The organism is Aeromonas sp. s5 (assembly GCF_040907865.1).
GTDB classification, from domain to species: domain Bacteria; phylum Pseudomonadota; class Gammaproteobacteria; order Enterobacterales; family Aeromonadaceae; genus Aeromonas; species Aeromonas dhakensis.
In genome coordinates this window covers 283,651-296,307 of the sequence record NZ_JBFOCO010000023.1, presented here as the reverse complement: position 1 = coordinate 296,307, position 12,657 = coordinate 283,651, and the positions used below count along the sequence as shown (strand labels likewise).

The window sequence follows — 12,657 nt, the reverse complement described above, 5'->3', positions numbered from 1 at the left end:
CTTACAACTCCTGCTTCCAGTTCTGGGTGCGCAGCACGTCGGCAAAGACGCCCGCGGCGGTCACTTCGGTACCGGCGCCATAGCCGCGCAGTACCAGCGGGATCGGCTGGTAGTAGGTAGAGAAGAAGGCGAGCGCGTTCTCCCCGTCTTTGACCTTGAACAGCGGCTCGTCGGCGCCGACCGCCTTGATGGCGACCTTGCACTTGCCACCCTCGATGGAACCCACGTAGCGCAGCACCTTACCGTCACGCTGGGCGGCCGCAAACTGGTCGCGGAACCAGCCGTCAGCCTCCGGCAGGCGGGCCATAAAGGCTTCCACGTCGCCGCTGACGTCAAAGCCGGGCGGCAGGGCCTGCTCAACCTCGACATCGGAGAGCTCCAGCGCCATGCCGGCCTCGCGGGCCAGAATGAGCAGCTTGCGGGCCACGTCCATGCCGTTGAGATCGTCGCGCGGATCCGGCTCGGTAAAGCCGTTGCCACGGGCAATCTTGGTGGCGTCGGAAAAGGCCATCCCCTCGTCCAGCTTGCCGAAGATAAAGGAGAGTGAACCGGACAGCACGCCATCGAAGGCGCGCAGCTTGTCGCCGGCCTTGATCAGGTTCTGCAGGTTCTCGATGACCGGCAGGCCGGCGCCCACGTTGGTTTCGTACAGGAACTTGCGGCGAGTCTGGCGGGCGGTGCGGCGCAGCGCCTTGTAGTAATCGAGCGACCCGGTATTGGCCTTCTTGTTCGGGGTGACCACGTGGAAACCGGCGGCGAGGAAGTCGGCGTACTGGACGGCGATGGCCTCGCTGGAAGTGCAATCGACGATCACCGGGTTGATGAGGTGGCTCTCTTCCACCAGCTTCTTCACCGCCTCCAGGCTGAAGCTGTCACGGGCTTCCACCAGCTGTTCACGCCAGTTGGCGAGGTTCAGGCCATCCTTGTTGACCGCCATCTGGCGGCTGTTGGCGATGCCCACTACCCGCAGGCCAGTGCCCTGCTCGGCCAATACCGGCTGCTGGCGGGCAATCTGATCCACCAGGGCTGCTCCGACACCGCCGACGCCGACCACGAACAAGTCGATGAACTGTTGGCTGCCGAAGAAGTTCTGGTGGCAGGCCTTGATGGCCTCCGCCACCTTGCGATCCCGCACCACCGCCGAGATGGAGCGCTCGCTCGACCCCTGGGCGATGGCAACGATGTTGATGGAGGCCTGAGCCAGCGAGGTGAAGAAGCGGGCTGCCATTCCCTTGGAGGTGCGCATGCCGTCACCGATGAGGGAGATGATCGCCAGATCCTGCATGATCTCCAGCGGATCCAGCAGCTGGTTCTTGAACTCCAGCTCGAACTCGCGCTCCAGTACCTTGCGGGTCTTGTCGCAGTCATAGCTGTGGATACAGAAGCTGACGCTGTATTCGGAGGATGACTGGGTGATGAGGACGATGCTGACCCCGGCGCGGGAGACGGCGGAGAAGATGCGGCCGGCCATGCCCACCATACCCTTCATGCCGGGGCCGGAGACGTTGAACATGCACATGCCGGAAAGATCCGAGATGGCCTTCACTTTCAGGTCATCATCCCCCTGGTCGACCCCGATGAGGGTGCCCGGACCCTGGGGGTTGAAGCTGTTCTTGATGAGGCAGGGAATGTGGAACTGGGCCACCGGCGCGATGGTCTTCGGGTGCAGCACCTTGGCGCCGAAATAGGAGAGCTCCATCGCCTCCTTGTAGGAGAGGGTTTTGAGCAGATAGGCATCCGGCACCAGGCGCGGGTCGCAGTTGTAGCAGCCTTCCACGTCGGTCCAGATCTCGCAGCACTCGGCATCCACGCAGGCGGCCAGCACGGCGGCGGAGTAGTCGGAGCCGTTACGGCCCAGCAGCACGGTCTCACCCTTGTCGCTGCCACCGGTAAAGCCCGGCATCAGGTAAAGGCAATCGGAGCGCAGGCCCTTGGCGGCGAAGCGCAGGCGGGAGGCTTCGATGTCGACGTGAGCCTCCAGATAGCCGCCGTCGGTCACCAGCAGCTGCTCCGGTACTATGATATCCAGCTCGAGGCCGCGCACCCGCAGCAGTTCGTGCATGAAGGCGATGGAGAGGTTCTCGCCCCGGCTCAGGATGCGGGCCTGCACGTTGTCCGGGCAGAGCCCCAGCAGGCGGATGCCCTGCATCAGCCGCTCCACCTGATCCAGTTCGCTGGTGAGACGGGCCTGCAGCGCCTTGTCATCCAGCGCCGGATAGGCTGCCTTCAAGCCGGCCAGCAGACGGGAGAAGATACCGTTAATCTCGAACAGGGTGCTGCTGGCATCCATGCCGCGGCTGGTCTGCTCCACCAGCGCCACCAGATGGTTGGTCACCTTGGCCGGTGCCGACAGCACCAGGGCAACCTGGGATTGGCCGTGGGTATTCACCGCGATATCGGCGACCCGTAAAAAACGCTCTGCATCGGCCAGTGACGACCCGCCAAACTTCAACACTCTCATCGCTATCTCCCTGTATTCCCTGCAAATTGATCCGCTAATCGGTCTGAAAACTGTCTGAAAACAACCCAACAAAAAAGGCCCGTACTGGGTGGGTACGGGCCTTTTTCTGATTTCTGTGCTTGTTCGTCAGCGCATCAACCGGCCCCAGTGCCACCTGTGGTGGTACCGGTAATAATGGTGGTGGTGGTGACGCTGGTGAATAACTGCATGACGAACACTCTTGAACGAAGCTGGCTTTTAGCAATACCGCGCCGGGCGCCGGGCTGTCAACCTAAACCTCTTTGCCAAGTTTGCGGGCAAGGTCTTTGCAGAGCAGATGGAGCATGTTCAAATCCCGCTGCGGCAGCATGGGCACTCGGTCCATCACCCATTGATGCAGTTTTTCATCCTGCGAAACACCGAGATCACCAAGAATTTCTGCTGTTTTGCTTTTCAGCACCCGAACCTGTCCGGCGTTATCAATATTTTCTGCTAGCACCTCGGGCTCATCGAGCAACTGGCTCAGCTCGTAGGCGTACAGCATGATCGCCTGGCCCAGGTTCAGGGACGGGTAGCTCACCTTGAGCGGCAGATAGCTGATGAGGTCGACCTGGGCCAGCTGCTCGTTGGAGAGCCCCGACTCCTCGCAGCCAAACACGATGGCGACCTTGCCAAGGGAAGGCTTGGCCTTGATCTGGTCGCGGATCTCGGCCGGAGTGAGGTAGTGCTGATAGCGGCCGCGCTGGCGGGCTGTGGTGGCCACCACCAGATCCATGTCGGCCAGCGCCTCCTCCAGGGTGTCGAACGCCTCGGCCTGGGTCAGGATCTCCTGCGCACCGTGGGCCACCCAACTCGCCTCCTCCTCTTCGTGCACCCGGCTGGCCACCAGTCGCATGGCATCAAAGCCCATGGTTTTCATGGCGCGGGCGGCTGCGCCCACGTTGGCAGGGCGGGCGGGGGCCACCAGCACAAAATAGAGTTTCATCGGGTCTTCTCCTGGGCAGGGCCGAACGTGCAAACCACAGCGGAACGTCGGCAAAACAGGGGCGCAATCTACCGTTTTCACCCGAAAATTGCCACTTGAACAGACGTTTGAATGTTGCCATAGTGGCCAGGAATGTGGACAAATTGCAGCCAATCCCAGGCGCCATCGGCCCGACAGATCACAAGGAAGAGAGAGATGCAGCAGCCATTGGAACAGGCCGTCGCCGAGACGATTCTGCAACGCTTCGAGTCGTTTTACAGCCGGTTTCTCGAAATCACCCAGGGCAGCAAGAGCCGTTTTGAAAACTGCGACTGGCTGGGGGTGCAGCTGGCGGGGCGCGAGCGCATCCGCCTCTATGATCACCACGTGGGGGCGACGGCCGGCTCCATCCGCCAGATGATGGGAGAACACCACGCCACCCAGGAGCTGCTCAAGCGGGTCAAGGGGGCCTTCAGCGACCTGCTGCCCAAGTGCGAGAACTTCGAGGTGGCGGAGTCCTTCTTCAACTCCGTCTACCGCCGCATCTTTCGCCATCGCAACATCCGCGACGAGAACCTCTACATCCACCCCTTCGTCAGCCGCGGTGACAAGCCCGATCTGAGCGCATTGCTGCGCATCTACCGCACCGATCTCGCCCACCTGCCGCAGACCCTGAGCCAGCTCTTGGGGGATTACAGCTTCACCCTGCCCTATGAGGACAAACAGCGGGATATTGTCGATATCCATCGTCATCTTGCCGAGAACGGTCCGCATATTCTGCACGATGAGCCTTTCGCCATCGAACTATTGAGAGAGGTCTTCTACCGCAACAAGGGGGCCTATCTGGTGGGGCTGATCCGGGCAAGGGAGCAGGTCTTTCCCTTCATCCTGCCCCTGCTCAGCACCGGCCAGAGCATCTATGTGGATACCGTCATCTTCGAGCCGGATCTCGCCTCCATCGTGTTCGGCTTCGCCCGCGCCTACTTCATGGTCTATGCCCCGGTGCCGGCGCTGTTCGTCGCCTTCTTGCGCCAGATCATGCCCCACAAGCCGGACTACGAGATCTACAACGCCATCGGCTGCCAGAAGCACGGCAAGACAGAGCTCTATCGCCACTATCAGCACCATCTGGCCCAGAGTCGCGAGCAGTTCATCATCGCGCCGGGCATCAAGGGGATGGTGATGAGCGTGTTCACCCTCCCCTCCTACGACGTGGTGTTCAAGGTGATAAAAGATGAGTTCACGCCCCCCAAGGACGTGAGTCACGAGCAGGTGAAGGCGAAGTACCGGCTGGTAAAGCAGCACGACCGGGTGGGCCGCATGGCCGATACCCAGGAGTTCACCAACTTCGAGTTTCCCCTCGATCGCATCTCGCCGGAGCTGCTGGCCGAACTCAAGGCGGTGGCCCCCTCGGCGCTCACCATCACCGCCGACAAGCTGGTGATCAAGCACCTCTACACAGAGCGCAAGATGATCCCGCTCAACCTCTATCTGGACAAGGCGGACGAGCAGCAGACCCGGCTCGCGCTGGAGGAGTACGGCAACGCCATCAAGCAGCTGGCGGCGGCCAACATCTTCCCGGGGGACATGCTGTTCAAGAACTTCGGTGTCACCCGCCACGGCCGGGTGGTGTTCTACGACTATGACGAGATCTGCTACATGACGGAGTGCAACTTCCGCCAGATCCCGCCACCACGCTATCCCGAGGACGAATGGAGCGCCGAGCCCTGGTATTCGGTGGCCCCCAACGACATCTTCCCCGAGGAGTTCGCCACCTTCCTGCTGCAAAAGCCGCAGGTGCGCGAGATCATGCTGGCGCTGCACAAGGAGATGTTCGACGCCAACTACTGGAAGATGCTGCAGAGCAACATCAAGGAAGGGGTGTTCGAGGATGTCTATCCCTACCGGCGCAAGAAGCGTTTCAAGTTCCAGCGCGGCGGCTAATCGATCCACGCCCCGTTGCAAAAGGGAGTGCAAATAGCAAAAGGGACGCCATGGCGTCCCTTTCTGCATCCGGCTGCGCGCTACGACAGCCTCTGACAAAAACGTCAGTTACTTGGCGGCAGGCATGGCGTCAAAGGTGAGCAGTGCCGCCTTGTTGGCGTCGCTCAGCACCAGCTGCTGGCCGCTGATCTGGAAGCTCGCCACTTTCTCCAGCGTCTGCAGGTAGAGCATCTCCTTGCCGGCCAGCTCGCCCATGCACATCATGCGGGTCGAGCCCATGGGGCCCAGCGCCAGTACGCCGTCACCCTGCTGGGTGATGCTGCCGAAATAGCGGTTGCAGCCACCTTTGCCCGCCACCTTGTCTCCGGCGACTTGCAGGGTAAAGGTGTCGCCGCTCGCCCCTTGCAGTTGCCAGGTGGAGGCTTGCAGTTGCGTCAGTTTGGAACCAGTGGCCATGGCGCAGCCCCCCAGGGCCAGCGCGGCCAGCAGAGTCAGTTTCTTGTTCATGGATTCACCTCTCGATATCAGCGAAATAGTGGAAGAAACAGGATGATGGGGGCCTGTGTATCATGAGACCAGAGCAAATCAAAACTGTTTTATTGTGATCGGGGTTCCCTTTACTAACAGCTGGCATGTGCCATGCTTGTATTCCTGTTCCGGACCCAGGGAGGGGAAAAGAATGGTCAAATCATCCGTCATCGCACTCGTCTCATGCCTCAGCCTCACCGCCCAGGCCGCCGACTGGGATTTCCTCAAGAACGATACAGACAGCCAGCTCTACGTCAAAAGCTACTCAGGCGTGCTGCTCGGCAGTCAGTCTCATCACAACGACAGTTTCGATCTCTGGCTCATCAATACCGGCTATCAATATCCGCTGCACGATGGCGTCAGCCTCTACATGGAAGCAGGCCCGGCCATCGGCCCCAGCAGCGAGCAATCCGGCTACAACCTGAGCTCGGGGGTGCGCTACCAGCTCTCCCCCATGCTCAACATCGGCAGCCAGCTCAAACAGCTGGAGGTGAACAAGCCCAGCACCTTGTTGGAGCTCAACACCAGCCTGCTGCTGACCCCGCAACTGGCCATCACCGCCAACTACGGCGTCAGCGCCTTTCGCACCGAACAATCCCTCAGCGTCGGGGTCGGCTTCAACTTCTAGCGAGATCAGATAAGCCGGGTGGCGCTCACCAGCACGCCGTTGAGATCGGCGTAGACGTAGTCACCCGGATGTATGGTCACCCCGGCAAACGACACCACCGCATCCAGCTCACCCAGCCCCCGCTTCTCGGTCTTGACCGGGCAGGGTGCCAATGCCTTGACCCCCAGCGCCAGCGTCGCCAGCGTGCCCACGTCGCGCACGGCACCGTAGATCACGATTCCTTCCCAGCCCTGCTCCGCCGCCTTGATCGCCAGCTGATCGCCGAGCAAGGCACGGCGCAGGGAGCCACCGCCATCGATCACCATCACCCGCCCCTGTCCGGGCCGGTTGACCAGCTCCCGTACCAGGCTGTTGTCCTCATAACAGGAGAGAGTGACCGCCTGGCCGTGAAACAGCGCCTTGCCACCGAAATTTTGAAACAGCGGCTCCGCCACCTGCAGGGCATCGCCGTACTCGTCACAGAGATCGGGCAGTAGATCCAGCATCATAAGTCTCCTTCCATGGACATGAATTCGCTCATTCTTTCATCAAGCAGAGCCCCTGACAATCCAGTGGGATTCAATTCTGCCCAGATGGTGTGGCTCCTCCGTCAGCAACACCGGCAGCAGCCAGAGCTCCCCCTGTTCCACCCAGTAGATGGCATTCTGACCAAAACGGGCTGCCAGTTGGATAGCCTCGCTGCGCGGGCAGGCCAGCAGCAGCGACGACTCCTGCCATGTTTCATCCAGCGAACTGCCCCGGCAAGGTCCCATCACCTGCCAGCCAGGCATGGCTGCAATGGCCCGCCACAGGGCCCGCTGACGGCGGGTATTGCGACGCATTCCCAGCTGGCGACTGGCCGGATTCCAGGCCGTCACTATGGCGTAGGCAGGCCATTTCGGCGTCGAAAAGGGTGCAATAAAGCAGATTTTTCTGTAGTTTTCCCACAAATTCATGTCAACCACATGTTACATTCCATTACATTTTATAGGGGCGAAAATGGGGGCAACCCCAAGTATCATGCTGTGAACTCAGGGTTTGACCTATATCAAACCAGAGTTAAAAAGTTGCTATCTGACGGCAAAGAGTGTTGTTATGCGCCTGTTAACTGATAAAATGCAGCCACTTTTGTAATGGACTACCTTTCCAGGCTTCTCTCGATCAGACTTATTGAGAGCCTATGTGTGGCACAGGGATGTTTGCCAACGCTGATGCCAAATTCGCGATAATCCGACCTGATATTCATACCCAGGATGACGTAATTAATTTTCAGGACCGGTCGGGTAACGCCAAAGAGTGTTAAAATTTAGATAATTAACTGATAAGAATCTGGGAATACTCATGCAAACACCACACATTCTGATCGTCGAAGACGAACTGGTCACTCGCAATACCCTGAAAAGCATCTTCGAGGCAGAGGGCTATATCGTGCTCGAAGCCAACAATGGCGACGAGATGCATCAGGCCCTGACTGCCCACACCATCAACCTGGTGATCATGGACATCAACCTGCCGGGCAAGAATGGCCTGCTGCTGGCTCGTGAGCTGCGTGAGGACGACAACATCGCCCTGATGTTCCTGACCGGTCGCGACAACGAAGTGGACAAGATCCTGGGTCTGGAAATCGGCGCCGACGATTACATCACCAAGCCGTTCAACCCCCGTGAGCTGACCATCCGTGCCCGCAACCTGCTGAGCCGCACCATGAACGTGGCCGCCGGTGGCGAAGAGAAGAAACTGGTGGAGCGTTACCTGTTCAACGGCTGGGCACTGGACATCAACAGCCGCGCCCTGGTCAGCCCGGCTGGCGACATGTTCAAGCTGCCGCGCTCCGAGTTCCGCGCCATGCTGCACTTCTGCGAAAACCCGGGCCAGATCCAGACCCGTGCCGAGCTGCTCAAGAAGATGACCGGCCGTGAGCTCAAGCCCCACGACCGTACCGTGGATGTCACCATCCGCCGCATCCGCAAGCACTTCGAGAGCGTCAACGACACCCCCGAGATCATCGCCACCATCCACGGCGAAGGTTATCGCTTCTGCGGCGAGCTGGAGCAGGAGTAACTCTCCCTCCTCCCGAGTTGAAAAGGCGCCGATGGCGCCTTTTTCATTGCAACTGCTTTCAGGAGTGCCGGTCAGGCAGTGAGCCTCGCCCAGAAACGGATAACAAAAAGCCCACTCGCAGGAGTGGGCTTTTTGCATCAAGGCTGGAGCGGGCAGCGGGAATCGAACCCGCATCATCAGCTTGGAAGGCTGAGGTAATAGCCATTATACGATGCCCGCCTGGCATCAAAACTTGCTTGGTGTGATGGGGAAACCCCACGACAGACAGCCGTTTCGGCTGATGTGACAACGACTTTGGCCATTATCAGGAATTTGGAGCGGGTGATGGGAATCGAACCCACGTATGCAGCTTGGGAAGCTACCGTTCTACCATTGAACTACACCCGCGTCAGGGCCTCTACTATATGCATTTTGCCGCCGAGCGCAATCACCCCGATACGGTTTTTTACCGTAAATCAATCTGTTCGACCAACTAATGAGCAGCAAGCCGCTTTTTCCATCAATCGTTTTCACCGGCCGGAATTTACAAGGTTGCCAAGCCTGGGGGGCGAGGATAGTCTTGCGCCACTCGACGCGAGGATGGTGGTAATGGATAAAAAAACGCAAAAACGACTCTATGGCTGGTTGCGCAATCAATCGAGCCACGGCCGGCGCTGGATCGGCCTCTCCATCGGCTTTGGCCTGGGGCAGGGCATCCTGATGGTGGCGCAGGCCTGGCTGCTGGCCACCCTGCTGCACGGCTTCATCATCGAAGACGCCACCCCGGCGGGATCCATTCCCCTCTTCATTACCCTGCTGCTGGTCACCCTCGGCAAGGCGGTGCTGGCCTATGGCCGCGAGGTGGCCAGCTTCAAGGCCGGCAGCGCGGTGCGCCAGGCCATCCGCGAGCTGGTGCTCACCCGCCTCGGCCGGTTGGGACCGGCCTACATCCAGCGTCGGCCGGCCGGCAGCTGGGCCAGCCTGCTGCTGGAACAGATTGAAAACATGCAGGATTTCTTCTCCCGCTACCTGCCGCAAATGGCGATTGCCGTGTTCATTCCGGTGGTGATTCTGGTGGCCGTATTCCCGGTCAACTGGGCCGCCGGCCTCATTCTGCTGGGCACGGCGCCCCTCATTCCCCTCTTCATGATCCTGGTGGGGGTCGGCGCCGCCGATGCCAACCGCCGCAACTTCCAGGCGCTGGCCCGTCTCTCCGGCCACTTCCTCGATCGCCTGAAGGGGCTGCGCACCCTGCAGCTCTTCATGCGCACCCAGGCGGAAGGGGATGCCATTCGTGATGCCTCGGAAGATTTTCGCGAACGCACCATGGAGGTGCTGCGCCTTGCCTTCCTCAGCACCGCCGTACTGGAGTTCTTCGCCGCCCTCTCGGTGGCGCTGGTGGCCGTCTACTTCGGGTTCTCCTATATCGATCACCTGAACTTCGGCCACTATGGCACCAAAGTTACCCTCTTTACCGGCCTGTTCGTGCTGTTTCTGGCTCCCGAGTTCTACGCCCCGCTGCGCGAGCTCGGCGCCCACTACCACGCCAAGGCGCAGGCCATCGGCGCCGCCGAACAGCTGCTGGAGTTCCTCGAGGCCGAGGTGAGTGAACCCGCCTCAGGCAATGCGCCGTTCCATGCCGACTCCCCCATCAGGGTGGAAGCCCGCGCCCTGGAGGTGCTGAGCGCCGAGGGCAAGGTGCTGGTCGGCCCCATCGACTTCACCCTGGAAGCGGGTTCACGCACCGCCCTCATCGGCATCAGCGGCGCCGGCAAGAGCTCGCTGGTCAACGCCCTGCTCGGCTTTGCCCCCTATCGCGGCGAGCTCAAGGTCAACGGCCAGGAGCTGGCCAGCCTAGACATGAGCCAGTGGCGCAGGCAGCTGGGCTGGCTCTCCCAAAACCCGCAGCTGTTCCACGCCTCGCTGCGTGACAACCTGCTGCTGGCCAAGCCCGCCGCCAGTGACGACGAACTGGAAGAGGCCCTGAAACGGGCCCAGGCATGGGAGTTCGCCATGGAGAAGGGACTCGACTATGCGGTGGGGGATCAGGCCGGCGGCCTCTCGGTCGGCCAGGCCCAGCGCCTGGCACTGGCCCGTACCCTGCTCAAGTCCACCCAGCTGATGGTGCTGGACGAGCCGACCGCCAGCCTGGATCGCCACTCCGAGCGAGCCATCATGACCACGCTGGAGCAGGTCATCGCCAACCAGACCCTGCTGATGATTACCCACCGCCTCGATCAGCTCACCAAGATGGACCAGATCCTGGTGCTGGAGCGTGGCAAGCTGGTGGAGCAAGGCAACTTCCAGCAACTCAGTACCGCGCAGGGGCCGTTTGCCCGCCTGCTCTCCCAACGTAACGAGGGTTCTCTCGATGACTGATCTCTTGCCGTTTCTGCGCCTCTATCGCCAGCACTGGCTCAGCCTCTCCATCGGTCTGCTGCTGGCCCTGGTCACCCTGGCGGCCGGGATGGGACTGCTGTCGCTCTCCGGCTGGTTCCTCTCCGCCGCCGCCGTGGCGGGGCTGACGGCGGCCACCCGCGATCACTTCAACTACATGACGCCGGCCGGCGGGGTGCGCTTCTTCTCCATCATCCGCACTGCCGGCCGCTGGGGTGAGCGAGTGGTGAGCCACGACGCCACCTTCCGGGTACTGACCCGGCTGCGGGTCTGGTTCTGGCAAAAGCTCTCGCCGCTCTCCACCGGCACCCTGGCAGGCTTTCGCCAGGCGGACCTGCTCAACCGGCTGGTGGCCGACATCGACGCCATGGACCACGTCTACCTGCGGCTGGTTACCCCCATAGGTGCGGCCCTGCTCAGCACTGCCGGTCTGGTGCTCTTTCTCTCCTTCTTTGACAGTGAGCTGGCCCTCACCCTGGGCGCCATCCTGCTGTTTGGCATGATTGCCCTGCCGCTGGTGTTCTATTTCCTCGGTCGCAAGCCCGGACAGGCGCTGATAGCGGAAAAATCGCGCCTGCGTACCCGTCTGGTGGACTATCTGGACGGCCAGGCCGAGCTGCAGATGTTTGCCGCCGCCCCCCGGGCGCGCGACGAGCTGCAGCAGGCCGAGCAGGCGCTGATCCACGCCCAGGCCCGCATGGCCCGGGTGAGCGGGCTGGCCAACGGCTCGGTGCAACTGCTGAGCGGCTGGACCCTGACCCTGATGCTGTGGCTGGCCGGCCACGGGGTGGCAGGCGCCGCGCCGGATCCCATCACGGCGCTGATGGTGTTCGCCACCCTGGCCAGCTTCGAGGCGCTGATGCCGCTGGCCGGTGCCTTCCAGCACCTCTCCACCAGCCTCACCTCGGCCCGCCGCCTCAACGAGATCCTGCAAGAGGCCAAGGCCCCCGAGTGGGGCCACGAAGAGCGCCACGCGCAACAGGGGGCGCTGCAGATAAGCGACCTCTATTTCAGCTACCCAGGCAACCCGCAGCCGGTGCTGCGCGGCTGCACCCTGCAGTTGCAGGCCGGCGAGAAGCTGGCGCTGCTGGGCCAGACCGGCTGTGGCAAGTCCACTCTGATGGGACTGCTGACCCGCGAATGGCACCCGCAGGCCGGCAAGATCCTGCTCGATGGCAAGCCGCTCACCGACTACAGCGAAGGGGCGCTGCGCGCCTCTCTCTCGGTGGTGAGCCAGCGGGTACACCTGTTTGCCGATACCCTGCGCGGCAACCTCAAGCTGGCCGCCCCCCATGCCAGTGACGAGCAGCTGGTGCAGGTGCTGACCCAGGTCGGCCTTGCCAACCTGCTGGAAGATGACAACGGCCACAGCGACAGCGGGCTCGATGCCTGGCTGGGGGATGGCGGCCGGCCGCTCTCCGGTGGCGAGCGCCGCCGCATCGGCATCGCCCGCGCCCTGCTGCACGACGCGCCGCTCTGGCTGCTGGATGAGCCGACCGAAGGGCTCGACAGCCAGACCGAGCGGGAGATCATGGAACTGTTGTTCCGGCTAGGGGCAGATCGCACCCTGCTGCTCATCTCCCACCGTTTGCTGGGGCTGGAGCAGATGGACCGGATCGCCCTGATGGAAGAGGGGCAGATCCGCCTCTGCGCCCCCCATCAGACGCTGCTGGCGGACGACTACTACCGCAGCCTGCATCAGCGGCTGGCGCCGGCCTGATGAGCAACGAGAGAGGG

General features: G+C 61.6%; 10 protein-coding genes, 2 tRNA genes and 1 other annotated feature. Of the genes, 5 read left to right on the top strand and 7 right to left on the bottom strand.

Annotated features, from left to right (window positions below; genetic code table 11):
• Nucleotide 1 precedes the first annotated feature (1 nt).
• Together thrA and AB5Y94_RS14125 are read right to left on the bottom strand one after the other, a co-directional pair.
• Complete coding sequence (gene thrA, locus AB5Y94_RS14130) at nucleotides 2–2,461, bottom strand: bifunctional aspartate kinase/homoserine dehydrogenase I (protein WP_368205873.1); 2,460 nt, start codon at nucleotides 2,459–2,461, stop codon at nucleotides 2–4.
• A gap of 68 nt (nucleotides 2,462–2,529) precedes the next feature.
• Nucleotides 2,530–2,664, bottom strand: a sequence feature (Thr leader region).
• Nucleotides 2,665–2,732: 68 nt separating this feature from the next.
• A complete protein-coding gene (locus AB5Y94_RS14125; protein ID WP_024941289.1) occupies nucleotides 2,733–3,425 on the bottom strand; it encodes a tRNA/rRNA methyltransferase in 693 nt (230 codons plus the stop codon).
• A gap of 195 nt (nucleotides 3,426–3,620) precedes the next feature.
• Between AB5Y94_RS14125 and aceK the strand changes: the two genes are divergently transcribed.
• Entirely contained in the window at nucleotides 3,621–5,348 is a 1,728-nt protein-coding gene (gene aceK / locus AB5Y94_RS14120) for a bifunctional isocitrate dehydrogenase kinase/phosphatase (RefSeq protein ID WP_368205871.1), read from the top strand.
• A 108-nt stretch (nucleotides 5,349–5,456) separates the two neighbouring features.
• Here the strand turns inward: aceK and AB5Y94_RS14115 are convergent, their stop codons facing one another.
• Nucleotides 5,457–5,855 (bottom strand): META domain-containing protein, encoded by a 399-nt coding sequence (locus AB5Y94_RS14115; RefSeq protein WP_010633332.1) that lies wholly within the window; start codon nucleotides 5,853–5,855, stop codon nucleotides 5,457–5,459.
• A gap of 172 nt (nucleotides 5,856–6,027) precedes the next feature.
• Between AB5Y94_RS14115 and AB5Y94_RS14110 the strand changes: the two genes are divergently transcribed.
• Nucleotides 6,028–6,504 carry a hypothetical protein gene (locus AB5Y94_RS14110; protein WP_368205869.1) on the top strand — a complete coding sequence of 159 codons (477 nt, stop codon included), beginning with the start codon at nucleotides 6,028–6,030 and terminating at the stop codon, nucleotides 6,502–6,504.
• A 5-nt stretch (nucleotides 6,505–6,509) separates the two neighbouring features.
• Here AB5Y94_RS14110 and AB5Y94_RS14105 read toward each other — a convergent pair whose 3' ends face one another.
• A complete protein-coding gene (locus tag AB5Y94_RS14105; protein WP_010633331.1) occupies nucleotides 6,510–6,989 on the bottom strand; it encodes a putative 4-hydroxy-4-methyl-2-oxoglutarate aldolase in 480 nt (159 codons plus the stop codon).
• A gap of 42 nt (nucleotides 6,990–7,031) precedes the next feature.
• Complete coding sequence (locus tag AB5Y94_RS14100) at nucleotides 7,032–7,448, bottom strand: DUF3293 domain-containing protein (RefSeq protein ID WP_368205867.1); 417 nt, start codon at nucleotides 7,446–7,448, stop codon at nucleotides 7,032–7,034.
• A 376-nt stretch (nucleotides 7,449–7,824) separates the two neighbouring features.
• Here AB5Y94_RS14100 and arcA point away from each other — a divergent pair, with 376 nt between their 5' ends.
• Nucleotides 7,825–8,544 (top strand): two-component system response regulator ArcA, encoded by a 720-nt coding sequence (arcA, locus tag AB5Y94_RS14095; protein WP_010633329.1) that lies wholly within the window; start codon nucleotides 7,825–7,827, stop codon nucleotides 8,542–8,544.
• 144 nt (nucleotides 8,545–8,688) lie between these two features.
• On the opposite strand, the gene AB5Y94_RS14090 is transcribed toward arcA, so the two are convergent.
• Both AB5Y94_RS14090 and AB5Y94_RS14085 read right to left on the bottom strand, forming a co-directional pair.
• A tRNA-Gly gene (locus AB5Y94_RS14090) sits at nucleotides 8,689–8,763 on the bottom strand.
• A gap of 94 nt (nucleotides 8,764–8,857) precedes the next feature.
• Nucleotides 8,858–8,931: transfer RNA gene (locus AB5Y94_RS14085), tRNA-Gly, on the bottom strand.
• 201 nt (nucleotides 8,932–9,132) lie between these two features.
• On the opposite strand from AB5Y94_RS14085, the gene cydD reads away from it, so the two are divergent.
• Together cydD and cydC are read left to right on the top strand one after the other, a co-directional pair.
• Nucleotides 9,133–10,902 (top strand): cysteine/glutathione ABC transporter permease/ATP-binding protein CydD, encoded by a 1,770-nt coding sequence (gene cydD, locus AB5Y94_RS14080; protein WP_017765737.1) that lies wholly within the window; start codon nucleotides 9,133–9,135, stop codon nucleotides 10,900–10,902.
• Nucleotides 10,895–12,640, top strand: coding sequence for a cysteine/glutathione ABC transporter ATP-binding protein/permease CydC (gene cydC, locus AB5Y94_RS14075; RefSeq protein ID WP_368205865.1), 1,746 nt, complete (start codon nucleotides 10,895–10,897; stop codon nucleotides 12,638–12,640). The genes cydD and cydC overlap by 8 nt, the downstream gene beginning before the upstream one ends.
• The last annotated feature ends 17 nt before the right edge of the window (nucleotides 12,641–12,657 follow it).